29 protein-coding genes are annotated in these 26,232 nt (G+C 51.9%); 23 read left to right on the top strand and 6 right to left on the bottom strand.

The genetic code is table 11. The annotated features are described in order from the left end of the window. The first annotated feature begins 9 nt into the window (after positions 1 to 9). The 13 genes from dxs (at position 10) to RJP21_RS03555 (ending at position 12,859) form a co-directional block, all read left to right on the top strand. On the top strand, positions 10 to 1,917 hold the full coding sequence (gene dxs / locus RJP21_RS03615; RefSeq protein ID WP_160041074.1) for a 1-deoxy-D-xylulose-5-phosphate synthase: 1,908 nt from the start codon (positions 10 to 12) through the stop codon (positions 1,915 to 1,917). A gap of 24 nt (positions 1,918 to 1,941) precedes the next feature. Then, entirely contained in the window at positions 1,942 to 2,802 is an 861-nt protein-coding gene (locus RJP21_RS03610) for a TlyA family RNA methyltransferase (RefSeq protein WP_310858157.1), read from the top strand. Between the two features lie 74 nt (positions 2,803 to 2,876). Next, entirely contained in the window at positions 2,877 to 3,446 is a 570-nt protein-coding gene (locus RJP21_RS03605; RefSeq protein WP_310858156.1) for a hypothetical protein, read from the top strand. 27 nt (positions 3,447 to 3,473) lie between these two features. Continuing rightward, positions 3,474 to 3,923, top strand: coding sequence for a transcriptional regulator AhrC/ArgR (ahrC, locus tag RJP21_RS03600; RefSeq protein ID WP_160041078.1), 450 nt, complete (start codon positions 3,474 to 3,476; stop codon positions 3,921 to 3,923). Between the two features lie 36 nt (positions 3,924 to 3,959). Then, positions 3,960 to 5,696 carry a DNA repair protein RecN gene (recN, locus tag RJP21_RS03595; protein WP_160041080.1) on the top strand — a complete coding sequence of 579 codons (1,737 nt, stop codon included), beginning with the start codon at positions 3,960 to 3,962 and terminating at the stop codon, positions 5,694 to 5,696. Between the two features lie 104 nt (positions 5,697 to 5,800). Further along, positions 5,801 to 7,129 (top strand): SpoIVB peptidase, encoded by a 1,329-nt coding sequence (gene spoIVB, locus RJP21_RS03590; RefSeq protein WP_310858155.1) that lies wholly within the window; start codon positions 5,801 to 5,803, stop codon positions 7,127 to 7,129. Positions 7,130 to 7,312: 183 nt separating this feature from the next. Beyond that, a complete protein-coding gene (gene spo0A / locus RJP21_RS03585) occupies positions 7,313 to 8,119 on the top strand; it encodes a sporulation transcription factor Spo0A (protein ID WP_160041084.1) in 807 nt (268 codons plus the stop codon). A 400-nt stretch (positions 8,120 to 8,519) separates the two neighbouring features. Further along, entirely contained in the window at positions 8,520 to 9,011 is a 492-nt protein-coding gene (locus tag RJP21_RS03580) for an RNA polymerase sigma factor (protein ID WP_310858154.1), read from the top strand. Continuing rightward, the gene (locus RJP21_RS03575; RefSeq protein ID WP_310858153.1) at positions 9,001 to 9,993 is read left to right on the top strand and encodes an anti sigma factor C-terminal domain-containing protein; all 993 of its coding nucleotides are present in this window, start codon (positions 9,001 to 9,003) and stop codon (positions 9,991 to 9,993) included. The genes RJP21_RS03580 and RJP21_RS03575 overlap by 11 nt, the downstream gene beginning before the upstream one ends. Before the next feature lie 232 nt (positions 9,994 to 10,225). Beyond that, a complete protein-coding gene (locus RJP21_RS03570; RefSeq protein WP_310858152.1) occupies positions 10,226 to 10,738 on the top strand; it encodes a metallophosphoesterase in 513 nt (170 codons plus the stop codon). A 142-nt stretch (positions 10,739 to 10,880) separates the two neighbouring features. Continuing rightward, on the top strand, positions 10,881 to 11,732 hold the full coding sequence (locus RJP21_RS03565; protein ID WP_310858151.1) for a hypothetical protein: 852 nt from the start codon (positions 10,881 to 10,883) through the stop codon (positions 11,730 to 11,732). Between the two features lie 18 nt (positions 11,733 to 11,750). Further along, positions 11,751 to 12,629 carry a ComEC/Rec2 family competence protein gene (locus RJP21_RS03560; RefSeq protein WP_160041116.1) on the top strand — a complete coding sequence of 293 codons (879 nt, stop codon included), beginning with the start codon at positions 11,751 to 11,753 and terminating at the stop codon, positions 12,627 to 12,629. An 8-nt stretch (positions 12,630 to 12,637) separates the two neighbouring features. Next, entirely contained in the window at positions 12,638 to 12,859 is a 222-nt protein-coding gene (locus tag RJP21_RS03555; protein WP_310858150.1) for a DUF3006 domain-containing protein, read from the top strand. Between the two features lie 46 nt (positions 12,860 to 12,905). Here RJP21_RS03555 and RJP21_RS03550 read toward each other — a convergent pair whose 3' ends face one another. Then, entirely contained in the window at positions 12,906 to 13,292 is a 387-nt protein-coding gene (locus RJP21_RS03550; protein ID WP_310858149.1) for a cupredoxin domain-containing protein, read from the bottom strand. A 174-nt stretch (positions 13,293 to 13,466) separates the two neighbouring features. After that, the gene (locus tag RJP21_RS03545) at positions 13,467 to 14,057 is read right to left on the bottom strand and encodes a thymidine kinase (protein WP_310858148.1); all 591 of its coding nucleotides are present in this window, start codon (positions 14,055 to 14,057) and stop codon (positions 13,467 to 13,469) included. A 190-nt stretch (positions 14,058 to 14,247) separates the two neighbouring features. On the opposite strand from RJP21_RS03545, the gene RJP21_RS03540 reads away from it, so the two are divergent. Both RJP21_RS03540 and RJP21_RS03535 read left to right on the top strand, forming a co-directional pair. Beyond that, complete coding sequence (locus RJP21_RS03540) at positions 14,248 to 14,460, top strand: hypothetical protein (protein WP_310858147.1); 213 nt, start codon at positions 14,248 to 14,250, stop codon at positions 14,458 to 14,460. Between the two features lie 125 nt (positions 14,461 to 14,585). Beyond that, entirely contained in the window at positions 14,586 to 14,921 is a 336-nt protein-coding gene (locus RJP21_RS03535; protein WP_310858146.1) for a hypothetical protein, read from the top strand. A gap of 87 nt (positions 14,922 to 15,008) precedes the next feature. Here the strand turns inward: RJP21_RS03535 and RJP21_RS03530 are convergent, their stop codons facing one another. Beyond that, positions 15,009 to 15,311: a DUF2627 domain-containing protein gene (locus RJP21_RS03530; RefSeq protein ID WP_160041128.1), complete on the bottom strand. Its 303-nt coding sequence runs from the start codon at positions 15,309 to 15,311 to the stop codon at positions 15,009 to 15,011. A 200-nt stretch (positions 15,312 to 15,511) separates the two neighbouring features. On the opposite strand from RJP21_RS03530, the gene lpdA reads away from it, so the two are divergent. The 5 genes from lpdA (at position 15,512) to lipB (ending at position 21,239) form a co-directional block, all read left to right on the top strand. Beyond that, positions 15,512 to 16,933: a dihydrolipoyl dehydrogenase gene (gene lpdA, locus RJP21_RS03525; protein WP_310858145.1), complete on the top strand. Its 1,422-nt coding sequence runs from the start codon at positions 15,512 to 15,514 to the stop codon at positions 16,931 to 16,933. A gap of 165 nt (positions 16,934 to 17,098) precedes the next feature. Then, positions 17,099 to 18,139 carry a thiamine pyrophosphate-dependent dehydrogenase E1 component subunit alpha gene (locus RJP21_RS03520; protein WP_310858144.1) on the top strand — a complete coding sequence of 347 codons (1,041 nt, stop codon included), beginning with the start codon at positions 17,099 to 17,101 and terminating at the stop codon, positions 18,137 to 18,139. Then, positions 18,130 to 19,116, top strand: a complete 987-nt coding sequence (locus tag RJP21_RS03515; protein WP_310858143.1) for an alpha-ketoacid dehydrogenase subunit beta — start codon at positions 18,130 to 18,132, stop codon at positions 19,114 to 19,116. Before RJP21_RS03520 ends, RJP21_RS03515 begins: the two co-directional genes overlap by 10 nt. A gap of 20 nt (positions 19,117 to 19,136) precedes the next feature. Beyond that, entirely contained in the window at positions 19,137 to 20,498 is a 1,362-nt protein-coding gene (locus tag RJP21_RS03510) for a dihydrolipoamide acetyltransferase family protein (protein WP_310858142.1), read from the top strand. A gap of 42 nt (positions 20,499 to 20,540) precedes the next feature. Beyond that, positions 20,541 to 21,239, top strand: a complete 699-nt coding sequence (gene lipB, locus RJP21_RS03505; RefSeq protein ID WP_310858141.1) for a lipoyl(octanoyl) transferase LipB — start codon at positions 20,541 to 20,543, stop codon at positions 21,237 to 21,239. Position 21,240: 1 nt separating this feature from the next. Here the strand turns inward: lipB and prli42 are convergent, their stop codons facing one another. Then, positions 21,241 to 21,342 (bottom strand): stressosome-associated protein Prli42, encoded by a 102-nt coding sequence (gene prli42 / locus RJP21_RS03500; RefSeq protein ID WP_160041140.1) that lies wholly within the window; start codon positions 21,340 to 21,342, stop codon positions 21,241 to 21,243. 105 nt (positions 21,343 to 21,447) lie between these two features. Here prli42 and RJP21_RS03495 point away from each other — a divergent pair, with 105 nt between their 5' ends. Continuing rightward, positions 21,448 to 22,572 carry a M20/M25/M40 family metallo-hydrolase gene (locus RJP21_RS03495; RefSeq protein ID WP_310858140.1) on the top strand — a complete coding sequence of 375 codons (1,125 nt, stop codon included), beginning with the start codon at positions 21,448 to 21,450 and terminating at the stop codon, positions 22,570 to 22,572. Between the two features lie 172 nt (positions 22,573 to 22,744). Here the strand turns inward: RJP21_RS03495 and RJP21_RS03490 are convergent, their stop codons facing one another. Continuing rightward, positions 22,745 to 23,971: a hypothetical protein gene (locus tag RJP21_RS03490; RefSeq protein ID WP_310858139.1), complete on the bottom strand. Its 1,227-nt coding sequence runs from the start codon at positions 23,969 to 23,971 to the stop codon at positions 22,745 to 22,747. A gap of 105 nt (positions 23,972 to 24,076) precedes the next feature. Next, complete coding sequence (mciZ, locus tag RJP21_RS03485; protein ID WP_310858138.1) at positions 24,077 to 24,265, bottom strand: Z-ring formation inhibitor MciZ; 189 nt, start codon at positions 24,263 to 24,265, stop codon at positions 24,077 to 24,079. Between the two features lie 154 nt (positions 24,266 to 24,419). On the opposite strand from mciZ, the gene RJP21_RS03480 reads away from it, so the two are divergent. Beyond that, positions 24,420 to 24,992, top strand: coding sequence for an NUDIX hydrolase (locus RJP21_RS03480; protein WP_310858137.1), 573 nt, complete (start codon positions 24,420 to 24,422; stop codon positions 24,990 to 24,992). Continuing rightward, positions 24,989 to 26,218, top strand: a complete 1,230-nt coding sequence (locus tag RJP21_RS03475) for an endonuclease Q family protein (protein WP_310858136.1) — start codon at positions 24,989 to 24,991, stop codon at positions 26,216 to 26,218. The genes RJP21_RS03480 and RJP21_RS03475 overlap by 4 nt, the downstream gene beginning before the upstream one ends. The last annotated feature ends 14 nt before the right edge of the window (positions 26,219 to 26,232 follow it).

The following is a 26,232-nucleotide window of genomic DNA, read 5'->3' as shown; positions in this document are numbered from 1 at the left end:
GAGATTGGCGTGCTGCTTCCACATATTAATCAGCCAGAACAAATCAAATCTCTATCGGTTGAAGAACTGGACCTTCTTGCGGATGAAATCCGCCGATTTCTGATCGAAAAGCTGTCGGTAACGGGAGGGCATCTGGCTTCAAACCTGGGAGTGGTGGAGCTCACGCTGGCCCTGCATTACTGCTACGACAGTCCACGTGACAAATTCATTTTCGACGTCGGCCATCAGGCTTACGTCCATAAAATGTTGACCGGGCGAATGGACCAGTTTGACACGCTTCGCAAATACAAAGGATTATGCGGGTTCGTAAAACGCAACGAAAGCGAGCACGACGTATGGGAAGCCGGGCACAGCAGCACCTCGTTGTCCGCGGCGATGGGCATGGCGCTTGCCCGCGATTTTAAGGGCGAGAAGAACAAGGTTATCGCCGTCATCGGGGACGGGGCTTTGACGGGCGGCATGGCTTTCGAGGCATTGAACCATATCGGCCATGAGCAGAAGGATTTGATGGTCGTGCTGAACGACAACGAGATGTCCATCGCTCCGAATGTCGGAGCCATGCACAATTACTTGAGCAAAATCCGCTCCGACCGCCATTATTTGCGTGCAAAAGACGAGCTTGAAATGCTGCTCAAAAAAATTCCGGCCATCGGCAGCATGCTGGCGAAAACGGGCTCCCGCCTGAAAGAAAGCCTGAAATACATGATGGTGCCGGGCGTTCTGTTCGAAGAGCTGGGATTGACGTACCTCGGGCCGGTCGACGGGCACGATCTTCAGAAGCTGATCGAAACGTTCAAACAAGCCGACAACGTGCGCGGACCGGTGTTTGTACACGTGTTGACGACGAAGGGCAAAGGTTACCAGCCTGCAGAAGCCGATTCCCATAAATGGCACGGCATTTCACCGTACAAAATCGAATCCGGCAAAGAGCTGAAATCCGTCGGTCACCCGATGTACACCGACGTCTTCGGCAAAACGCTGATCGAGCTGGGCGAAAAGGATCCTCGGATCGTCGCGGTAACCCCGGCGATGCCGAAAGGCTCCGGGCTGATCGAATTCAGCGAAAAATTCCCGAGCCGAATGATCGACGTCGGGATCGCCGAACAGCATGCGGCTACGATGTGCGCCGCGCTCGCCATGGAAGGAATGAAGCCGGTGTTCGCCGTTTATTCGACGTTCATGCAGCGCGCGTACGACCAAATCGTCCATGACATTTGCCGTCAAAACGCCAACGTCATGTTCGCCATCGACCGGGCCGGATTCGTCGGAGCGGACGGCGAGACGCATCAAGGCGTGTTCGACGTCGCGTTTTTGCGGCACATTCCAAATATCGTGCTGATGATGCCGAAAGATGAAAACGAACTTCGGCATATGATGAAAACGGCGCTCGATTACGACGACGGTCCGATCGCTTACCGCTACCCGCGCATTAACGGGCTCGGCGTTCCGCTTGACGAGAAGCTGGTGCCGATTCCGATCGGTACCTGGGAAACGGTCCGGGAAGGCGAAGGTTACGCCGTGCTGGCCTCAGGTCCGATGGTTCAAGTCGCTTTGGAGGCTGCCGAGCAGCTGAAGCGGGAAGGAATTCAGCTTCGCGTCGTCAACGCGCGTTTCCTTAAGCCGCTTGATGAAGATATGCTGATCGAGCTGGCCAACAGCAATACAAATATGATCGTGCTGGAAGAAGCAAGCGAAAAGGGCAGCCTGGGCAGCGCCGTTCTCGAATTTTACGCTTCCAAGCATATTTTTGACACAAGGGTATCTCTGATGGGAGTCCCTGATCGCTTCATCGAACATGGAAGCGTCAAAGAACAACGCCAGGAAACCGGATTGACCGTCGAAGGCGTATGCGCCGAGGTCAAGAAGCTGATGGCTTTGCATTCCTTCGGCATGGGCAAAACCGGGTATACTTCATAGACGGAAGACAGTCAGGAGAAAAGCATGAATTCGCCAAAAGAACGGATTGACGTCCTGCTGGTGGAGCAGGGATTTTACGACAGCCGCGAAAAAGCCAAAGCCGCCATTATGGCCGGCTTGGTGCTTGCCAACGAGGAACGCATCGAAAAAGCGGGCATGAAGGTTCCAAGGGATACGGTCATCCGCATTAAAGGAGCTGTTCATCCTTATGTAAGCCGCGGAGGATTAAAGCTCGAAAAAGCCATTCGGACGTTCGGACTCGACATGGAGGGCCGGGTGATGCTGGATATCGGTTCTTCCACCGGCGGGTTTACGGATTGCGCCCTTCAGCACGGCGCGGCATACGTCTATGCGATTGACGTCGGTTCGAACCAGCTCGACTGGTCCCTGCGCAACGACGATCGCGTCTGCGTAATGGAAAAAACGAATTTCCGTTACATGACGCCGGATGATTTGAAGGGGCCGGCGCCGGATTTTGCGAGCATCGATGTGTCCTTTATATCGCTGCGCATCATTTTGCCGCCGTTAAAAGCGCTGCTCAAGCGTCCGGGCGACGTCGCTGCGCTCATCAAACCCCAGTTTGAAGCCGGGAGGGAGAAGGTAGGCAAATCGGGCGTCGTCCGCGAGCCCGCCGTTCACCGCGAAGTGCTGATGAACATTTTAACCTTTGCCCATGAGCTCGGTTTCGAATTGAAAGAACTGACCTATTCCCCGATTACCGGGGGAGAAGGGAACATCGAATTTTTGGCTCACTGGCATTTGCCGGATCGGGAAGCCCTTGCGGAATCAAGGTCGGCCGAAGAGTTTGAAGCAGAGCTTCAGCCCCTCGTTCATGACATCGTCGGACAAGCCGCGAACACGTTTACGGGAAACTCATCCAAGTGATGGGTTTCTTTTCGTTCCCGGATTTTTTATGAAAAAGCAAATTGAGAAGAACGTATGTTTGGTATATAATGGACTTGAAATTGATTATTTATGCGGTTCGCACGCATGTTTTAAAGGAATTGCATCCGGTTGCCGCGAATAGAACCATTGAGGTGATCGAAATGGAGGAACGGGCGGACTGGCTCGTCATGCTTCTTATCGGATTGCTGCTTTTGGTTTGGATCGCATACGGGCTGAGAACGTGGTTGTTCAGGCCGCTGCCGGTCCGCGTGCCGGATATGCCCATAAACGAGAACATTCCCGAACATCCGGCGGTGGATTTGCTGGAGAAGGCGGGATACGAGGTGCTCGGCGGGAAGATCAAAATCCCATTGGTGTTTGACGTCGACGGGGAAGATTTTCACAGCCGATTGTTTATCGACTTTATTGCAAGAAACGATGAGAACGTGCTTTACCTGGTCAAGGTGGCCCGGAGCCGGCTGCCGATGGATTGGACGGGAAGTGCGATCCGGGACCGTCTGCTGCCTTATTTTCTGCTTTATCCGGGCTGCGGCGGCGTGTTGTACGTAGACGTGGACAACGACGAGGTTGCCTGCATCCATTTTGACTGGGATGAAGAGGACGCTTATGGATATGATGAATAAATAGAAGCAATTTACCAGGAGGTATGTATGAAAGGACAACGACATATCAAGATCCGAGAAATCATTACACAACAGGACATCGAAACCCAGGACGAGCTGGTCGAAGCGCTGCGGGCCGCAGGTTTTCAAGTGACCCAGGCGACGGTATCGCGGGATATCAAGGAACTGCTTTTGATCAAGGTGCCGATGGACGACGGAAGATACAAATATTCGCTCCCGACGGACCAGCGCTACAATCCGATCCAAAAGCTGAAGCGGGCGCTCGTGGACAATTTCGTCCATATCGACTACACCAACAATTTGGTCGTCATGAAATGTTTGCCGGGCACGGCGAATGCGATCGCAGTCCTTCTCGACAATATGGAATGGAACCAGATCATGGGCACCATTTGCGGCGACGACACGATATTGATGATTTGCCGCACCAACGAGGACAGCAAAAGCTTGGTCGAGTTGATCATGAGCTATATTTCGTAAGGCGATTCGGGGAATATTTTGGGGGTGTTTTAATCCATGCTGCTGACATTAAGCATTCGGAATTTGGCCGTCATCGAAGCGGTCGACGTATCTTTTCATGCGGGTTTTCATGTTCTTTCAGGGGAGACGGGCGCAGGGAAATCGATTGTTATCGATGCGCTGGGCTTGATTGCGGGCGGCCGGGGCTCGGCCGAACTGATCCGGTACGGCTGCGACAAAGCCGAAATTGAAGCCAGCTTCGAGCTTCAGCCCAATCATCCCGTATGGGAGTCGCTTGCGCAGATGGGCGTTCAGGCCGATCCCGAGGAACACTTGATCATTCGCCGGGAGGTGAACCAGCAGGGAAAAAGCACCGCCCGGATCAACGGACAGCTTGTCAACTTGACGATGCTTCGGGAAATCGGGGAGCAGCTGATTAATATCCACGGCCAGCACGAGCATCAGAACCTGATGCGGTCCGATCGCCACTTGCATCTTCTCGATACTTACGGCGAAGCCGTCATCGGTCCCGTGAAGCGGAAGTATCAGGAGCAGTATGCAGCCTTTTCGGCCGTCGAAAAGGAATACAAAGAGCTGATGCTGAACAGCCAGAAAACGTACCAGATGCTGGATCTGTACCGTTTTCAGCTGGAGGAAATTTCGGCCGCTTCCTTAAAATCCGGCGAGGATGAATGGTTGACGGAAGAACGGGTCAAGCTATCCCATAGCGAGAAAATGATGGATTCGGTTTCGGGCGCTTACGACCTGGTTTTCGGCGAAAAGGGACTGGGAGCGATCAGTACGGCCGTAACCCGTCTTGAAGACGTGGCACAGTATGACGAAAAAGAACTGAAACCTATTTTGGAGCAGCTTCAATCGGCGTATTACCAGCTGGAGGATGTTGCTTTTCAGCTCAGAAATTACCGGGATGACATCGAATTCAATCCGGAACGCCTCGACGAGGTCGAAGAAAGATTGGATCTGATCGCTTCCTTGCGCCGAAAGTACGGGGAAAGCGTCGATGAAATTCTCGCGTATTACAACAATATATTGCAGGAAACCAATGCGCTCGAAAACAAGGATGAACGTTTGGAGCAGCTGAAAACTCGCCGCGACGAATTGCTTGCGGACTTGCTCGAAGCTGCGCAGGAGCTCAGCGAGGCTCGCAAAATGTGCGCCGCAGACTTGGCCGGCCAGGTTGAAAAGGAGCTGAAGGATCTTCACATGGAGCGGACTTCGCTGGAGGTTCGTTTTGACCGGATCGAAGATCCGAAAGGAGCCGAAGTGGACGGTCGGAAAATCAAATTGACCCGGCAAGGAATCGATACCGCCGAATTCATGATTTCCCCGAACCCCGGCGAGCCGCTGCGCCCGCTGAGCAAAATCGCTTCCGGCGGCGAGCTTTCCCGGATGATGCTTGCCATGAAAAGCATTTTCGCCAGGCATGACCGCATTCCGGTGCTTATTTTTGACGAAGTGGACACGGGGGTCAGCGGAAGGGCGGCCCAATCGATTGCCGAAAAACTGGATAAGCTCGCAGAAAACTGCCAGGTATTTTCCATTACGCATTTGCCGCAAGTGGCCTGCATGGCGGATCATCAATATTTGATCGAAAAACATATCGAAGGCGAACGGACGATGACGCGTGTCGAGGAGCTTTCCGATCAGGGTCGGGTGGAAGAGCTTGCGCGCATGCTCGGCGGCGTCGAAATTACCGAAAAAACGCTCCACCATGCCCAAGAAATGTTGAAGCTGGCGGAGGAGCGGAAAGCCGTCAAAACCGCACCAGCGTAATGATTGACAGTAATAAAAGCCTTGGGGCAGGGTAATCTTAAAGGTACGCAATTGGCGACCACCTTTTCGTCAAGCGAAAGAAGCAAAAGGGAGCGTGACAGCCATTGAACTCCAGCCTCAGGAATAAAATGCTCGGTCTTTTCATTGTCTTCTTTCTGTGTTTTTTCAGCACCACCGCACCTGTCAAGAGTTTTGCATCAATTCCCAGCGAGATTAGGATGTTTGCCGGCGACACGAACTCCATTCAACTGGCGATGCCGGTGGCGGCGCAAGCGACGGTGGATCGTCCCGAAGTGCTGCACCTGAATGGATCCGCTTCTTCATCGCTTAAGGTTTCTCCGCAGCATCCGCTTCAGCTGATGCCCCAACAAAGCGGCAGCGCCAAATTAACATTCAAGCTGTTTGGCAAAATTCCGCTTAAAACCGTGAATGTCCACGTCATACCCGGTCTCAAAGTGATCCCCGGCGGTCAAACGATCGGCGTAAAGGTCAAGTCGGCAGGCATTTTGGTGGTGGGGCATCATCTGGTGCACGTGGATCCGACAACAAGAGAATCCCCAGGCGAGAATGCCGGAATTCAGCTCGGCGATTTGATGACGCATTTTAACGGCGAACCGCTCAAAGACATCTCCAAGGTCGCTCAAGTCGTCGAGGAAGCGGGAAACAGCAAAAAACCTCTCGAGATTACGTTTAAGCGCGGGAACAAGGTCATGAAAACGAAATTAACCCCGGCGTATGACCAAAGCGAGCAAAAATGGAGGCTTGGTCTTTATATCCGCGATTCCGCAGCGGGGGTCGGCACGTTAACTTTTTATGCTCCCGATCAAGGGGTTTACGGCGCATTGGGCCATGTTATTACCGATATGAACACGCAGACGCCGATTACGGTTGGCAGCGGGCAAATCCTGCAGTCCAGCGTGACCTCGATTTCCAAATCGCAAGACGGGGAACCGGGGGAAAAAAGAGCTCATTTTTTGAAGGATGGCAAAATTTTAGGGAACATCGAACGCAATACGCATTTCGGCATTTTCGGAAAAATGAGCAAAAATCCCGAATACAGTCTTTATAAAGAAGGTATACCCGTAGGATTTGCGCAGGACGTTAAAGAAGGGCCAGCCGAAATTTTAACCGTCGTCGACGGGCAGCAGGTCGAAAAATTCAAGGTGAACATCGTCCATGTCGCAAAACAGGACACACCGGCCACAAAAGGTTTGGTTATCCGCATCACCGATCCAAGGCTTATCGAAAAAACGGGCGGCATTGTGCAGGGGATGAGCGGAAGCCCAATCGTGCAGAACGGAAAGCTGATCGGGGCGGTAACCCACGTGTTCGTCAATGATCCAAAGTCGGGATACGGCTGCTTCATCGAATGGATGCTGCAGGATTCCGGCGTCATACCTCAAAGGAATGCAACGAATCTTAAGGCGAGTTAGCCTTAAGATTTTTTGTCGTTTTTGGCAGAAAATGCGTGGATTTTGAATAAAAATATTTATTATAAATCAAATCCAAAAAAAAATAAACAAAAATAATTTTCGACAGAAGGAATTTGATCGGCAATGTCGAAAACTATTTCAGACAAAAAAAATTGGATATTGATTCTAAGGAGGAAGCAGCCAGTGCAAAAAATCGAGGTTTTGTTGGCAGATGACAACCGTGAATTCACCAATTTGCTTGCGGAATACATTACGGAGCAAGAAGATATGATGGTAACTGGAATCGCTTATAATGGCGAGGAAGTGCTGAATATGATCAGTGATTCGCGGAAAATTCCGGACGTACTCATATTGGATATTATCATGCCTCATCTGGACGGCTTGGGTGTTCTAGAACGTTTGCGTGAAATGAATTTGTCTCCACAGCCGAAGATCATTATGCTGACTGCTTTCGGCCAAGAGAACATCACACAGCGGGCCGTGCAGCTTGGAGCATCGTATTATATCCTTAAACCGTTTGACATGGAGGTGCTCGCGAGCCGCATTCGTCAGCTTGTCGGCGGTCAAAGCGTCACGGCAGGCAACGTAAGCATGGCATCGACCATCAAATCCAATGTCGTTCCGATGGCCAAAGGCAAAAATTTGGATGCGAACATTACGTCCATCATACATGAAATCGGCGTGCCTGCGCATATTAAAGGATATCAATATTTGCGCGAAGCCATCACAATGGTGTACAACAACATCGAAATTTTGGGCGCCATCACCAAAACGCTTTATCCGGCCATCGCCGAAAAGTTCAAAACGACGCCTTCCCGCGTGGAACGCGCCATTCGCCATGCAATTGAGGTTGCCTGGACGCGCGGCAACATCGACTCCATCAGCCATCTGTTCGGCTACACGATCAATATCAGCAAGTCCAAGCCGACGAACAGCGAATTCATCGCGATGGTGGCCGACAAACTGCGGATCGAGCATAAGGTGAGCTGAAAGGATACCTAAAGAAGAGGATACCATTTTTTTACGGAAATCTTATATTTTAGATTTAAAAGAGACGCCTGACTTCTTGGAAGGGCGTCTTTTTGTGTTTTTTGTAGCATGAAGCGGTCGGTGGATCTAGTAAAAATGTCAATTTGTCCATAAGACTGTTCGATTGGATGCGACCCCTACCATTGTGGGCGTAGATGCCGGTGAAGTTGATGACATATCGGGGGTTGCTTGATCGTGATAGAATGCTGAAGAATTTCCTTGGGCGTCATCTCAACCTAAAATCAACTTTGACGAGCTGCGTAGACGTACGGTCGTTTTATATTTTTCAGGATCCTGTATACATAACCCCGCTTCATATCGTTATTAGAATGGAAAGGAGCGGATCATAATCGATGACGAGTTGATAAGACAACTGCTTCACAGAGGCAAAGTCATTAAACACTATTTGGTGCGGATCGGTGCAAACCCTTCGGATGCGGAGGAAATCGTGCAGGACACATTGCTCAAAGGCATAACGCATATCGATTCCATCAAACCGGCAAAGTTCATGTCCTGGCTTTTTAAAGTCGCTACGCATAAATATTATGACCTGTACAGGAAGGAAACCCGGCGAGGAAAAACGGCACCGATCGAGCTTTTATCATTCGTGAATGAGTCATCACCGGAAGATCATTATTTGCAAAAGGAAAAAAGCCTGGGGGTAAAGGAATTGTTGAACAGGATTCCGCAAAAGTACAAACAGATGCTTATCCTGAAGTACGATTTGGGTTTGAGCTACGACGAAATCAGCAGGTTGTTGAACGTAAAAACCGAGCGGGTCAAAACCGATTTATACCGGGCCCGAAACATGTTCAAAAAAATGTATGAAGGAGAACGACAAGATGAGCAATGATTATTCTGAGGCTGTGGAACAGGACAATGTGCAGCATTTTCGAAATCTTTTGAAAAAAACGAAAAGGAAGTCGATGCTGCGAAATATTATCATTTCCGTCTTGAGTGCGATGGTTGTAATTGTCGGGCTGCTCATTGCGGACAAAATGCTTTTATCACGCAGCGCGAATAAAGCACTCTCGGATCTCTACCATTATCAATTGATTTCGTCTCCCAATGTTCTTCTTGGCGAAAGCCAATCACTTGACAGCGTGTTGGGAGGAACGGCGATCTATCGAACTTATAAAATCATCGAAGGCATTCCGCTGCCGTGGGACGAGGAAAAAATTCATTACAACGTTTTTGGCCAATATGGGCCATTTGTTGGCGGACATTCTCCTTTGAACGTGAAAGATCCGGATATGGAAAAACTGAATATGGCAAGACCTTATAACGTCATGAACGGACAGAGAGAACTGATGTTTTTTCACCCGGAAGTACATTATCCCGATCTGTTAAACGAGTTGAACAAGCTGGACCAGATCGATTCCGGGAAAAAGGTGGAGATGGCCATTTCGCTCGATCATGCCTACACGGCAAACGAAATCCGCGATATGCTCCCTTCCGGCGTACATGCCCGTTGGTTCTGGGTAGATACGTACACGCCCGAATATATCAAATTTATGAACGGCCCGCCGGCCCTGCCTCTCATCAGTCCTAACGTATATGGCTTTGCGGCCTATGCCGATCCGGAGGACACTCGAGAAAATGACGAAGGCAAATTTATCGAATACGTTAATGAAGGATTAAAGCAGAACGGAAACTATGATTGGGAATACACGCAAATTTTCAATCAATTAAGAGGCGCCAAAAAAGAGCCTGCAAAAGACGACGTGCATCCTATCGGCGTTGTCGTGACGGGCAGTCCGGAAACCTTGCGGGCTTTACAAGGCAAAAGTTACGTCCGCGCCGTGGTTTTGGGGGCGATTGCAGAGAAATACTGAAAAAATTAGAAGCTAATCGGCGATAAAACAAAGAAACGCTCGGCCTGAGAACCACCTTATTAGGCTGAGCGTTCTTAACTTGAGATGGCGTTTATGATGTCAAACCGCTGCTGCCGCACGATCCGTAAACGATGCCGCCAATGTATGGCGGCTTCATTAGTTTAATTGGCAGTTTGTGCATATTTCTGGTAAAACTATGTTATGTAAAGAAATGAATCAGGAGGGATCAAGCATGAGCCGCGTTTTTGTCATTTCGGACCATCATTTTGGCCATCAAAAAATTATCGATTTCGAATCGAGGCCTTTTGCTACCGCGGAAGAAATGGATGAATATATGATCAATCAGTGGAATGCCGTCGTCAGTAATGAGGACAAGGTATTTCATCTTGGCGATTTTTCTTTTTACAACAAAGAGAAAACAAAAGCGATCGTCCAGCGCCTTCACGGCAAAAAGTTTCTCGTTTTGGGCAACCATGACCGCGGACGCAGCAAGGCATGGTGGCTTGATGCCGGGTTTGAAGAGGTCAGCGAATATCCGATTATTTACGGAGGGTTTTATCTTCTGTCGCATGAACCGATGTACATGAACAAACATATGCCTTATGTCAACGTTCACGGCCATATTCACGGCCAAAAATACGAAGGCAAGCATTACTTCAACGCCTGCGTCGAGCATTGGGATTACAAGCCGGTTGATTTCGAAGCCATCCGGAGCAGTTTGGCGCCAAACGAAGAACAACAATAAGACTATTTTCACAGGTGCGCATGCCTTAGGTGATTCAAAGGTTACAAATTTTTGGCTGGTCAAGCTCCTCAAAAAGACATAATATGAAAGTAAGATGCTGGCATTGCAATGAAGCTGTGCAACCAAAGAGAGGAGCTTCACGTTGACGAGCAAAAAATGGATCATTGCGGCAGCCGCAGTTTTCGCCATATGTTCTGCGACTTCAATATTGGCCTTTGCGAAAGACAATGCAATAAAAAAGGATTCAAGCGCCGCGGCGGCGTTCACGGCCAATGATCAGGCAGTACTCGCGGAGGGCGGGGGAGTGAATCATGTACCGGATCCGGCCGATATTTCGGGCCGTGAAAGCGCGGACATCGGGCATAAGCGGACCGTTTCGGCTCATCCCTCCACCGAAGACATGATTGCCGAATCCGACGATAAGTCCGTACATATTACAGGAACCGAGACGAATGAAGATATTTTTGACCATTTAATGATAGAAACATCGGCGTTTAAACGCAGCATGCCCGGTTACAATGTGACGAATCCGACCTATGCGCCCGAAATCATCCTGGCAGATCTAAACGGGGATGGAACGAAGGAAATCGTCGTCATTCTGACCACGGGTTACGGTACCGGAGTTTACCAGTCTGACGTTGTTGTGTATAATTCAGAAGGTAACATCATACCGGTTGAAGATGCCAATGCGGCGTTTTCGAAGCAGTTCGGCGGGAGTTTTTCGGCTCAAGGGCTTGACGTGAACGTCCAAGGGCAGCGCTACCATGTGCCGTATACATCTTTGCTGTCGGATCGGGATCATTTGAATGAGCGTCCGCAAATCGGGAGTTTCATGCAGTATGCGGTGGACAACGGCTCGTTAACCGCCACGGCTGCGGTGCAAATCTCGCCTGCGGAGTTCGTGGGCGATCTGACGATGACCTATAGGTTCACAAACGGCACGCTCCAGGCGGGCAAAGCAAGCTTCGAACTGTATCCGGAATACGGCTCCTAAAGGCATGAAAGGAATTATATGAAAACATCCAGAATTACATACGCAATCATTTCCATGTTGGCCGGCATTTTTTTGCTCGTATCCGCGGGATGCTCCGTCGGCTTGCCGGATACCGGCGCTTCGGTTTCGACGGACGGGCAAAAGCTGAAGGTTTATTTTTTGGATGTCGGACAAGGAGCTTCCCAGCTGTTGGTGACGCCTTCAGGCAAAACGATGCTGATTGACGCGGGCAACAACGACAAGGAACAGGTCATGCTGGATTATATGAAGAAGTATCGTATTTCCAAGCTGGACGTCGTGATCGGAACGCATCCGGATGCCGACCACATCGGCGGACTCGACAAAGTGGTCGACCAGATTCCGGTGGAAACCATTTACATGCCGAAAGTCCAGTCCAATACGAAAACGTTCGAATCGCTGCTGACATCCATCAAAAAGAAAGGGCTGAAGGTCAAAACGGCAAAAGCGGGCATATCCTGGGATCTCGACGAACAGGTGCACGTGGACATGCTGGCGCCGACCCGCAGCTACGACGATTCGAACAATATGAGCGCGGTGGTGAAGGTCACCTACGGACACAACTCCTTTCTTCTGACCGGCGATGCGGAAAAAGAAAGCGAGAAGGACATGATCGCTTCGGGAGCGGATTTGCGGGCGGACGTGCTGCTTGTCGGCCATCACGGCTCCAACTCTTCGACGACGTTGAACTTTTTGAAAAAGGTAAACCCGAAATATGCCGTCATTCAAGTGGGAGAAGGCAATACCTATGGCCATCCCAAAAGCGCGATTTTAAGCCGTTTGCAGAAGCAGGGGGTCGAAATCTATCGAAACGACAAGCAGGGGACGATCGAAGTCGCGTCCGACGGCACCACGATTCATATTTCCACGGAAAGGTAGCGGGACATATGAAAGGAACGATCGGTATCATCGAAGGTTTTGAAGGTGAATTTTGCAAAATCGAAATCGACGGAAACGTGGAAGCCGTGTCCAAATTGAAAGTGGATGCATCCGCCAAACGCGGCGACGTGGTGGAGTGGAACGGCGGCAAATGGATTCCGAATCCGTCTTTAACAAAAAAACGCACGAAGGAAATCAAAACATTGATGGACGACGTCTGGGAAGATTAAAAATGAAAAAAACCACCGCTAAAGGTGGTTTTTTTCGTGTTGACCATTATTCAACGATCAGTTTGCCTTTCATATCGCCATGACCGGCACCGCACATAACGGAGCAGTCGAAGTCGAATGTGCCCGCTTTGTCTGCGGTAAATTCGGCAGAACCGTCTTTTTGCAGGTTGACTTTAAATTCCGGAATTTCAAGTCCGTGTGCGCCATCGGTGTTTTTCAACGTGATTTTTACTTTGTCGCCTTTTTTCACTTTGATTTCGTTCGGAGAAAATTCGAAGCTTTTGGCGTTTACGGTAATTTCCTTCACGTCGCCGCTTGCCGAAGACGAAGAATCGCTTGCGCTGCCGGAGCCGGAATCGTTGTTATTGCCGCATGCGGCCAGCACCGTTGCGGAAAGAGCCGCGACGGCGATCAAAGAAAAGATTTTTTTCATGTCTGTGTCCTCCCCTTTTTTGGAAAAATGTTGGTTAACCATTCACAAATGTCGAGTTTACGCTTAACCTCAACTACTGTCAATCCCCACTTTCTTGCAACGGTTCCAATGTCCCGGGCGAAAAAACGGGCTGAACAAGAAAAAAGCTCCTCAAAAGCGAAGAGCTTCCCTGCTTCATTGCACTTTATGAGGAGGCACGAAGCAGTTTCGACAACGCGGCTCGTAATCGTCGGAATCGCCGATCAGAATGATCGAACCGAGCGGCGCCGGCTTGCCGTTGACGATGCGCTGGGTGAACACAGCCTCGGGGCTGCCGCAAACGGCGCAGAACGCGGTCAGCTGCTGTATGTCGTCGGCCATGGCCAGCAACCCTCCGATATAACCGAATTCCTTGCCTCTGTAATCCATATTCAATCCGTCCACAATGACATGTTTTCCGCGGTATGCCAGCTCTTCGACAAGTCTCAGTATCGGTTTGTTGAAAAACTGCACTTCATCGAACGCAACTACATCGGCGTCTTCCGTTTCTTTATAAATCCGGGCGACAAGCTCGTCCGTCAAATGCCTTGGAATCGAGATGGCCGGCAGTCTATAGCCGATCCGGCTGACGATTTCGTCCTTTGCGTAACGCTGATCCTCCGCCGGTTTATAGGCAACCAGCTTCTTCCGTCCGTACTGAACCAGTTTTTGGCATCTGCGGATGAGTTCGCCGGACTTCTCGCTAAACATGGGGCCCGTGATTACGGTAATCCGTCCTTTACTCACCTTTATGCTCCTTTCCCGCTTGAAACCAGGTATTTCATCGATTAAAGATGAAAAATCACGAAAAATAGCGGCCTTTATAGAGTACCATAATTGGTTATGGGTGGCTATAGACATTTGCAAAGGCTGGCGTTTTCACCGAAGGAAGTGGTAAGGTTAGGGATGAAATCAATCGATTGCGGAGGAATGCCAGATGAAAGAAAAGTTGGAGGACTATCGGGAGCGGGTATCGGCGTTGTCGAAGGAGCTGGGGCAGCTTCCGGAAGCTGCCGGGCTGATAGAAGAAATGCTGAAAGATTTAAACGAGCTCGTTCGCCAAAACCATGCGCTGCGAAAAACGATTTTGAAAAGCTCCTCGAAGGAATCGCGAATGTCGAGCAAGCTTCGGGACGCATTATACGAATAATATCGGTTTTGCCTCAAACTGCCTAAATATTCATATCCGTGCCCGGAAATTCGGAACGATACACCAAATCCTTCCCGCCGTTATATGCTGTAAAAGGGAGACCAGACACTGGCGGGGGTGATGAATTGGGGCGTTCGAAAAAAAATTCGCTGCGAAAAGGCATAGCTCCAACGAAAAAAAAGCCTCTGCGGACTTCCGCGCAAACGGCATTAAGTCCCCAACAGATCGCCGTCATCGGGGGGCTGCTTTCCGGTTTTTTCGTGGTCGAGTCCGTCATTTTCAACCGCAGCAACGAGCTGAAGGTGATTTTAACCAGCAACCCGATCACGGAATATCCGGTGCTTGGCAACAAGGAAAGGGAAGAGGAAGAAGAGATTGCACTGGAATACATCGCAAGCGAGCCGGAATTCAATCCGCAGCTGATGGCGATGTTGTTGAATACAGCTAAACACAAAAGATAAATGTTGACCGATGCACTTTCAAAGAAGACATCGCACCATAAAAAACCCCGCTGCGGCTCAGGCATCACGGGGTTTCGTTGTTTTTGATCATGAAGTGGGTTGGGCAGGCGGCTTGGGTTTGCGTTTCTCCTTAAATCGCGGTCCGACATAATTTCGTTTGCGGTCCCGATATAAGATCCATCCGCCGAGAAAGGTCATGCCGACGGCAAACAACAGCAGGCCGAGCAGGAAATGCCCCCATTCGAACGTCGGATGGGCAACGCTTGCATCCCCATGGACCGAATAAAACGCGAACACGGCGTCTTTCATAAATAAAAATCCTGTCACCGCCATCAGTCCCGGAATCACGAGGATCAGAATGGCAATGAAACGGGAAATGACCATTTTCATGCGGAATATCCCTTTCTGTCATTCGATTTTGCATACCCTTATCATACCGTTTTCATTAACTTCTGTCCATTTCGCGGGACGTTTATTTGTAATGGAGAAAAAAGAGAGTACAATATAAAAGATAAATGGTAGTCCCGTAATGGGACCCGATATGTTAATACGTCAGACGAAAAATTTATGGATAAATGTGGGGGATGGACATGACAATTTCATGCGATGTAGCGGTGCTCGGCGGAGGAACCGGCGGGTACGTGGCGGCCATCCGGGCGGCTCAGCTCGGGAAGCAGGTCGTAATTATTGAGGCGGACAAGCTGGGAGGCACCTGCTTGCACCGCGGATGCATCCCTAGCAAATCGCTGCTGCGGAGCGCGGAAGTCTACGCCGAAATTCGCGACAGCGCAAGCTACGGCATTGAAACGGCCGGCGCGACGCTTGTCTTTTCCAAAGTGCAGGAACGGAAAACGGGCATCGTGGAGCAGCTTCACCAAGGCGTGCAGTACCTGATGCGCAAAAATAAAATCCAAGTGATCCATGGGAAAGGGCGCGTCATCGGACCGTCGATTTTTTCGCCGAAAAGCGGCGCGGTTGCCGTGGAGCTTGCGGATGGCGAAATGGAAACGGTCGTGCCGACGAACTTGATCATCGCGACGGGTTCCCGTCCGCGGACGATCCCTGGACTTGAGCCGGACGGCCGTTACATTCTGACGAGCGACGACGCGCTGATCCTGGAAGAACTTCCGGAATCCATCATCATTGTCGGCGGCGGCGTCATTGGCGTGGAATGGGCGTCCATGCTCAGCGATTTCGGCGTCCGCGTCACAATCGTCGAAGCGGCCGATCAGCTATTGCCTGCCGAGGACGGGGACATCGCCCGCGAACTGCAGAAGCTTTTGGCGAAACGCGGGGTTGCGATCCATACGGGAAGCACGGTTCTGCCGGATACATATCAAGCGAAAGAAGGGCAAGTCAGCATCGACATGCGCACGGGAGAGCAAATCGAGACGTTGACGGCTTCGTGTATGCTCGTTTCCGTCGGACGTCAGGCCAATGTGGAACAGATCGGACTGGAAAATACGGACGTGCGCGTGGAGCGCGGTTTTATTGAGGTCAACAAATTTTATCAAACCGGGGAATCGCATATTTACGCGATCGGAGACGTCATCGGAGGCATGCAGCTTGCCCATGCGGCCAGCCATGAGGGCATCGCGGCGGTAAATCATCTCGCGGGCGAAGCCGTTCATCCGCTTCAGCCGCATATGATTCCGCGGTGCGTTTATACGCGTCCGGAAGTCGCAAGCGTCGGTTTGACGGAGAAAGAGGCGCGCGGAAAAGGGCTGGAAGTCAAGGTTGGCAAATTTCCGTTCCAGGCCATCGGCAAAGCTTTGGTGCACGGCAGCAAAGAAGGTTTTATCAAGGTTGTGGCTGATGCTAATAGCAACGACATCCTTGGCGTGCAAATGATCGGCGCCCATGTCACGGATCTGATCAGCGAAGCGGCTTTGGCCCAACTGCTGGACGCAACGCCGTGGGAAGTGGGGCAGCTGGTTTACCCGCACCCGACGCTTTCCGAAATTATCGGCGAAGGGATGCTGGCCGTGGACGGATTGTCCATCGGGATGTAACGGGGGGTTGCCGTCCCCCCTCCCGCTGTAAAGAAAAAGTTAGAAAACAATATTTCCTTTTTGGGGCCGTTCGGATTATAATAGGGTTAACCCAAGTCTTAGTACCAGGTTTTAATATCAGGTTAAGAACTTGGCTTAGCCTTTATTAATAAGGAGGTACCTACCATGAGTGAACAAGGTACTGTTGGAACAGGGCATGAACATGAGCAGCTTGGACTCAGCAACGGACAAGTGATCGATATGTACAGATATATGCTGCTCGCACGCAAATTCGACGAGCGTATTTTGCTGCTGCAGCGCGCAGGCAAAATCAATTTCCACGTGTCGGGCATTGGCCAGGAGGCCGCGCAGGTAGCGGCGGCGTTTGCATTGGATCGGGAAAGAGACTATTTCCTGCCGTATTACCGCGACTACGGTTTCGTTTTGGCGGCCGGCATGACCATGCGCGAACTGATGCTGTCGTCTTTTGCGAAAGCGGAAGATCCGAACAGCGGTGGACGCCAGATGCCCGGCCACTTCGGCAGCAAGAGGCTGCGCATCGTGACGGGCTCCAGCCCGGTCACGACCCAGGTTCCCCATGCCGTCGGCGTTGCGCTTGCCGCCAAAATGAGAAAGCAGGATATCGTTTCTTACGTCACGTTTGGCGAAGGATCCAGCAACCAGGGGGATTTTCATGAAGGCCTCAATTTTGCGGGAGTGCATAAGCTCCCTGTCGTCATCATGTGCGAAAACAATCAATACGCGATTTCGATTCCCGAACACAAACAGCTCGCCGGCAAAGTAAGCGATCGGGCGCTTGGTTACGGATTTCCGGGCTTCCGCGTTGACGGGAACGACGCGCTTGCGGTATACAAAGCGGTCAAGGAAGCGCGCGAGCGCGCGGTGCGCGGCGAAGGTCCGACCCTGATCGAAGCCATGATGTACCGGCTGTCGCCGCACTCCACCTCCGACAACGACCTGGCTTACCGCACGAAAGAGGAAGTCGAAGAGAACTGGAAAAAAGACGGGATCGCCCGATTTAAAGCCTATTTGATCGGCTGCGGCATTTGGGACGAAGCGAAGGAAGCCGATCTGCTGCAGCAGATTGCGCTCGAAATCAAGGATGCGACCGAATACGCGGACAACGCGCCGTTTCCGAAGCCTGAAGATACGCTGCTGCATGTCTATGCGGACGATGCGAAAGAGGGGGAGAAGGCATGGCAGTAATGGAATATATCGATGCGATTCGCCTCGCCATGAAAGAGGAAATGGAGAAAGACGAATCGGTATTCGTTCTTGGTGAGGACGTCGGTGTAAAAGGCGGCGTGTTTACGACCACCAAAGGATTGATGGAGCAGTTCGGCGAGGACCGGGTGCTGGATACGCCGCTGGCGGAATCCGCCATTGCCGGCGTGGCAATCGGAGCTGCGATGGTCGGCATGAAGCCGATCGCGGAGATGCAGTATTCCGACTTTATGCTGCCGGCCACGAACCAAATCATTAGCGAAGCGGCCAAAATCCGCTACCGCTCCAACAACGACTGGAGCTGTCCTATCGTGGTCCGGGCGCCGATCGGCGGAGGCATATTCGGCGGGCTGTACCATTCCCAATGTCCGGAATCGATTTTTTTCGGAACGCCGGGCCTGAAAATCGTCGCTCCGTTCACCGCCTACGACGCGAAAGGACTGCTGAAGGCAGCCATCCAGGATCCCGATCCGGTCCTGTTCTTCGAAAATAAAAAATGCTACAAAATGATTAAAGGCGATGTGCCTTTGGAAGATTACACCGTACCGCTCGGCAAAGCGAACCTGCTCCGCGAAGGAGACGACATTACGGTCATCGGGTACAGCATGCCGCTTCACTTCTGCATGCAAGCCGCGGAAGAGTTGGAGAAGGAAGAAGGCATTACCGCCCATATTCTCGATTTGCGCACGCTGCAGCCGCTAGACCGCGACAGCATCATCGAAGCGGTGCGCAAGACAGGCAAAGTGCTGATCGTGCATGAGGACAATAAAACCGGAGGCGTCGGCGCCGAGGTGGCAGCGATCATTGCCGAGGAATGCCTTTTTGATCTGGACGCGCCGATCATGCGCTGCTGCGGCCCGGACGTGCCGGCGATGCCGATCAGTCCGCCGATGGAGAAGTTTTTTATGCTGAGCAAAGATAAAGTGAAAGAAGCCATGCGCGAATTGGCAATCTACTAGGGAAGCTTAGGGGTGAAAACATGTCAGAAAATCAAAAGTTAACCGATGTGGTGATGCCGCAGCTGGCCGAATCGCTGGTATCGGCTACGATTGCCAAATGGCTGAAGCAGCCGGGAGACAAAGTCGAGCAGTATGAGCCCATTTGCGAGGTCATTACCGACAAAGTCAATGCCGAAATTCCTGCCACCCAGGAAGGCGTGATGGCGGAATGGATCGCGGAGGAAGGCCAGACCGTAAACGTCGGCGAAATCATTTGCAGGATGGCGGTGGCGGGCCCGGCCCCGACAACCGGCGAGGCGCAGCAGGTCCAGCCTGCAGCTCCTGCCGTTTCGGCGGGAGACGGCGCCGACCAGTCCATGAGAAGCCGTTATTCCCCGGCGGTGCAGACGCTTGCCGCGCAGCATGGCGTCGACCTGAGCCGGATTCAAGGCACGGGTATGGGCGGACGGATTACGCGCAAGGACGTCCTCGCCTACGTCGAAAAAGGCGGTGCTGAAGCCCAGCCGCAGGCCCCTTCAACTCAGGCACGGGCGGAAACGCCGTCGCCGTTTAAAGGTTTGCCGCATACTAATCCTGCCGTAACGCCGGAACAATATATTCCGGTACAGCCGGCGCCCGAAAGAAATTCCGGGCTGCATATGTCGGAATCGCCGAAGATTCCGCCGATTGAGGTGGAAAGAGGCGAACGCGAAATGCTGATCGACGTGACGCCGCTCCGCAACGCGATTGCGACCAACATGCGCCAAAGCGTGTCGGAAATTCCGCATGCGTGGACGATGGTTGAAGTGGACGTGACCAACCTCGTGCTGCTGCGCAACAAACTGAAGGATGAATTTAAACGCCGTGAGGGGTATAATTTAACATATCTGGCGTTTTTCCTGAAGGCCGTCGTCAATGCGATCAAAGATTACCCGATCATGAACTCCGTGTGGGCCGTCAATAAAATCATCGTTAAACGCGATATCAACATTTCGCTGGCCGTCGGCACGGAAGATTCGGTGATGACGCCGGTCATCCAGCGGGCGGATCAGAAAAACATCGCGGGATTGGCGCGGGAAATCGAGGAGCTTGCGACCAAAACGCGTCAAGGCAAGCTGAAGCTGGAGGATATGCAAGGAGGAACCTTTACCGTCAACAACACGGGATCGTTTGGTTCCATCCTGTCTTACCCGATCATCAACTATCCTCAGGCCGCCATTTTGACGTTCGAATCGATCGTGAAACGTCCGGTCGTCATTAACGACATGATCGCGGTCCGCTCGATGGCCAACATCTGCTTGTCGCTGGACCACCGGATTCTCGACGGCGTCATTTGCGGACGGTTCCTGCAGCGGGTAAAGGAAAATATCGAAGCTTATACGCTGGATACGAAAGTTTATTAAAACGGCAGTACTTTCATCATCTGGAGAGGACGTGATTACGTTATGACCAAAGCGCTTCATGTTTCCTATACGCCGATGATGGGTTATGATGCAGCATGGGATTTGCAAAAATCGATCGTAAAAAGCATTGACCTTGGAGAGCAGCAGGATACCCTGCTGCTTTTGCAGCATCCGCCAACCTATACCATCGGTTCCCAAAGACATCCGGAGCATCTTCTGCTCAGCAAGGAAGAGTTGGAGGAGAAAGGCATCGGATTGTTCGAAATCGACCGGGGCGGGGACATTACATACCACGGGCCCGGACAGCTCGTCGGATACCCTTTGCTGGTGCTTGAAGGGGAGGGGCTGGATTTGCATGCCTATTTGCGGAACCTCGAACAAGTGATCATCAATTATTTGAAGCATTACGGCATCGAGGCCGGCCGCAAACCCGAATATACGGGCGTTTGGGTCGGGGATTTGAAGGTGTGCGCCATCGGGGTCAAATTCAATAAATGCCGCAGCCGCCGGGCGTTTGTGACCAGCCACGGATTCGCTTTCAACATCAAGGCGGGGATCGGGCAGCAGGGGTTTGCCGGCATCATTCCATGCGGCATTCAGGAGTATGGGGTGACGTCGCTCGAAGACTGCACGGGCCGAACGTTCAGCGTGGAGCAGGTCGCGGAGGAAATCGTGCCGTTTTTCGCGGAAGTCTTCAAGTTTGAAGCGGTGCCCGGCTCCATCCCGGGTCCGGCCCGCTGATTCAGCGGGCGATCAGGGATTCGGCGACACCGAAGATGACGGAGCCGAACATGGCGATCAGCATTAAATAAACGAATACGCGAAACCATTTTTTGTTTTGCATAGCTACTCCTTTTCCGTAAGTATATTTGTCGAGGCATCATTAGATCATGATATGGGGACAGCCCATGTTTATTGTAACTTAAACGCAAGGAGAGATGAAAGTCCAATGATCAAACAAGACCGTTTGGTGGAAGAATTTATGGAGCTCGTTCAGGTGGACAGCGAAACGGGGCATGAGGAAGAGATTGCGGAAGTTCTTAAAAAGAAATTTGCGGATCTCGGATTAAGCGTGGTCGAGGACGACTCCAAGCCTAGAACCGGCCACGGGGCGGGCAATTTGATCGTAACCATGCAAGGAACGCCAGGAGCCCAAGCGCCGAAGCTGTTTTTCACGTGCCATATGGACACGGTCGCACCGGGCAAAGGCATCAAGCCGACGCTGGGAGCGGACGGCTGGATTACGAGCGACGGAACAACGATTCTCGGCTCCGACGATAAAGCGGGGCTGGCGGTGCTCTTTGAAGCGATCAAAGTCGTGCAGGAGCAGGGAATCGAACATGGGCAAATCCAGTTCGTCATTACGGTCGGCGAGGAATCGGGCTTGCTCGGGGCGCGCTGCATGGATCCGAAATATTTGGATGCCGATTTGGGTTACGCCATCGACTCGAACGGGGAAATCGGCGCGATTGCGGTAGCGGCGCCGACGCAGGCGAAAATGAAGATGAAAATCTTCGGCAAATCCGCCCATGCCGGCGTCAATCCGGAAGACGGCATCAGCGCGATCCAGGTGGCTTCCAAAGCGATTTCCCGCATGAAGCTCGGCCGGCTGGATCACGAAACGACGGCCAATATCGGCAAATTTGCCGGAGGCGGCGCAACGAACGTCGTTTGCGATTATGTCGAAATCGATGCCGAAGCCCGCAGCATCGTTCAGGATAAGGTCGAACGCCAGATCGAGCATATGCGTGAAGCGCTGGAAAGCGCCGTCCAGGAATGCGGCGCAACATGCGAATTCATCAGCGAAATCGTCTACCCGGCCTTCAACTTTGACGAAAACGACGACGTCGTGAAGCTGGCCCAGCGGGCGATTGCCAATATCGGCCTGCCAAGCCGCACGTTCCATTCCGGCGGCGGCAGCGACGCGAACATTTTTAACGGCATGGGGGTTCCGACCGTCAACCTGGCGCTGGGTTACGAACATATCCATACGACCAAGGAGCGAATCCGGGCTGCCGACATGGTCAAAGCGGCCGAAATGGTCATCAGCATCATCCGCGAGACCACGAAATAAATAAAGAACGAAAAAAGCTGTTTCCCGCCGGTGATTCCATGCCGGGGAAACAGCTTTTTTAACATTATAGCGTTTATGAATTTCGGGCCTCCCCGCAAAGGACCTGAATCCGCTTCGTCGAAGCCGAGGACCCACTTTGCGGGGTTATTTTGGGATAAACGGTCTATCTCGTCTAATGAAGCACGACGGCCGAAGCCGCCCCGTGGTTTCGCATTTGGGCCGGTGTCCACCGGGTGTGCCAATCGGTAATATTCAAAATATGCAGTGCGCGGGAAATATTGTCCAAATACCGTTCGATTTGATGGAACAAGTCGGTGCCGACGATTGTGTTTTCGAGCCTTGCCATCAGCGATGCCTTCGTCTGCTGCAGGCAGCAGGAGGCGGCGCCGAATCTGGCGGTCGAATGGTTGGGATCCGTCGTGTAGATCGCTTCGAAAATGGAGGCGGCTTGCTCGAAATTTCCTTTGTCGTATTCGATTTCGGCGGCGATAAAACAAAGGTCAAGCGAAATCTGGCTTCGGTCGTACAGGGGCAGGCATTCCATCTCGGAAATCCGTGAGGCGGCAAGCTCGCGGTATCCTTGCTTGTACAAGGTATAGATCAGTTCGTTGTATTCATGTTCGGTCGGACTGGACAAAATAGCTAAAGCTTCATCGACTTTGCCCAGCGCAATGGCGGTTTTGGCTGTTTCCAAAGCTTCGTAGCGGGATAAAGCAGGCATTCCGATACCTCCTCCGTTTATGCCATGCAGGCACCATTTGCACAGATTCGCGGCCTCCGCGGCCCTGATCATATGCCTGGACGTCGTCAGCAGCACGCGGTCATGGTGCATGGCTTTTCGCGATAATAGGGAAAGTGCTTCCTTAAATCGATTTATGTAAATAAGGCATAAAATATAGTGGGCTTGGTTTCTTTCCATGGATCTTGCCGTTGTGCCAAGGGATGCATATAGCTCCGCCGCAGCCGAAAAGGCGCCAAGTGCCCAGAGAGCTTCCGCCACGGGCAGCGCCGCGTCTTCCGCAAATTCGGAGGCAATCGCGGTCAACTGGATGCGGATGTCGGCGTCGCGCATTCCCGACAGGCCGAGGAACATGCCGATTTCGATAAGCGCTTCCGTGATGTAACGCTTCGTTTTCAGGCATTCCCGGAAAGCCATGCCTGCCTCGTAATCGCGGCCGAGCTGCCGCAGCAGTCTGCCATACTCCAGCCAGCACATCGGTTCATCGAATGACGTATCCTTGGAGGGTGGGTTTGTTTTGTCCAACGAAAGAGCCTTCTCGAAGCATAAAAGAGCTTCGCCCGTCATTCCGCGCGAACGATGCCATACGGCTAACTTGTATTGCTGCGAAGAAGATGCTTGTTCGGATTGAAGCGGGAACTTCACATGATCTTTCTTCATACGGAACCCTCCGCTATATAAAACAACTTAAATGCTGAATAGTTATAGAGACATGTAAAAAAAGTTGCGAAAAATCAAAAAAACCATGACGATTTTCACATTTATTTATATTTTTTCCATTTTGGATGTCGGCACGGGGCGCAAACCTTGGTTTGACAGGGAGCCTTTTTTTTCGAGAATCGCCGTCAAAGAGGCATGGGGGTCGGCTTCTTTCATCCATTGCTTCAGCATGATTCGAATTTGCCAGGCCCGTCCCACCATGTGGAACGAAGTGCAAGTACAGTAGCTTTTCATAGGGCTCTCCTTCTTTCTCTCGCGAACTTTGTTATAATAAAACCATATGAGTCAGTCTGTACAAACATGCTAGTTTTTAAAATAGAGGAGCTTGCAAATTTCATAGAACGCTACAAACGAGCATTTGCAAATCCGGATCAAGGAGAGAAACGAATTGAAACCGTATGAAGATTCCAATGCCCGATTGGACGAGGTGACTGTCGCGACAAAACCCGTATTCGAAGGGAAAATCATTTCGCTGCAGATCGACACGGTCAAGCTGCCGGACGGCAGCACCGCTTCCAGGGAAATCGTGAGACATCCAGGAGCCGTGGCGGTGATGGCGATCCATGAAGGAAAAATGGTTTTGGTGGATCAATTCAGGCAGGCCATGGGCCGCCGCGAGCTGGAAATACCTGCCGGAAAGCTCGAAAAAGGGGAGGATCCGCTCGAAGCCGCCAAGCGGGAACTGCAGGAGGAAACCGGCTATACATGCGGCAATATCCGCCTGCTGCATTCGTTTTACACATCGCCGGGGTTTGCGGATGAAATCATCCATTTATATGTAGCGGAAGAGCTGGAAAGCGGCGAGGCGGCTTTGGACGAGGATGAGTTCCTTGAACTTTGCGAGTTGACCCTGGATGAAGCGCAGGAAGCGATCGCGGCCGGAAAAATCAGCGACGCCAAAACGATCATGGCCGTTTACGCATGGAAGCTCAAGCAGTTGACGGGAGCGTTTCAGCTATGACGACCCCATCGCTCAAGACACCTAGAGATGCCGGCTTGTTAAAAGAATATTATGCCGATCTGCATATCCATATCGGCCGATCGACTTCCGGTCAGGCCGTCAAAATCAGCGGCAGCAAAGACCTGACTTTCGCGAATATCGCCAAAGAAGCGGCGGGGCGAAAAGGCATGGAACTGATCGGGATCATCGATTGCCATTCGCCCGAAGTGCAAAAGGACATCATGGATTGCCTCGAATCCGGCGAAATGACGGAGCTGGCGGGAGGGGGCATCGCTTACCGCGGTACGACGATTCTGCTGGGCAGCGAAATCGAAATCTATGAAGAAGGAAAAGGCGCCGCGCATCTTCTGGCCTATTTTCCGAACCTTGCCGTAATGAGCCATTTCACTGCATGGATGGCAAAACATATGAAAAACGTGAACCTCAGCTCCCAGCGGATTTACGTGCCCGCCCGAAAACTGCAGGAGGAAATTTACGCGAGGGGCGGCATCATGATCCCTGCCCATGTGTTTACTCCGCATAAAGGCATTTACGGGAACGTGGCGCCGCTGATGTCGGACGTGCTGGACCTGGACATGGTCAGCGGCGTGGAGCTTGGACTGAGCGCCGATTCGGAAATGGCCGGCCTGATATCCGAGCTTGACCGGTTTACGTTCGTAACGAACTCGGACGCCCACTCCTTGGGGAAAATCGGCAGGGAGTACAACCGAATCAAGCTGGCGGAACCGAGCTTTAACGAATTCGTGCTGGCGCTGGAGCAAGCGGAAGGGCGGGCCGTCACGGCCAATTTCGGCTTGAATCCCCGGCTCGGGAAATACCATCGCACCTATTGCCTCGGCTGCAGCCGCATTCTGGACGCGAAGGAAGCGATGACGGGAGCTTGTCCGCATTGCGGGAGCAAGAAAAAAGTGCAAGGCGTGCTCGACCGCATCCTGGACATCGCCGACCGGCCTAAACCGATGGTGCCCGAGAACCGCCCGCAGTATCATTATCAGGTGCCGCTGGAGTTTATTCCGGGCCTGGGGAAAGCGACGATGGCGAAGCTGTTGGAGCGCTTCGGCACCGAAATGTCGATTTTGCACCGGGCGGAGGAACGGGATCTTGCCGAAACGGTCGGCGACAAATTGGCGCGGCAAATCGTTATGGCGAGAAACGGCACGCTGTCGCTGTCGGCCGGCGGGGGAGGAACGTACGGGAAGGTGGATTTGTCTATCGGCAAGTCATAGATTGATGCTTGTCT

This window comes from Paenibacillus sp. VCA1 (assembly GCF_031583795.1).
GTDB lineage: Bacteria > Bacillota > Bacilli > Paenibacillales > Paenibacillaceae > Paenibacillus_AQ > Paenibacillus_AQ albilobatus.
Note: the sequence above shows the minus strand (reverse complement) of the source record. Positions and strands in the feature narration are given on the sequence as shown.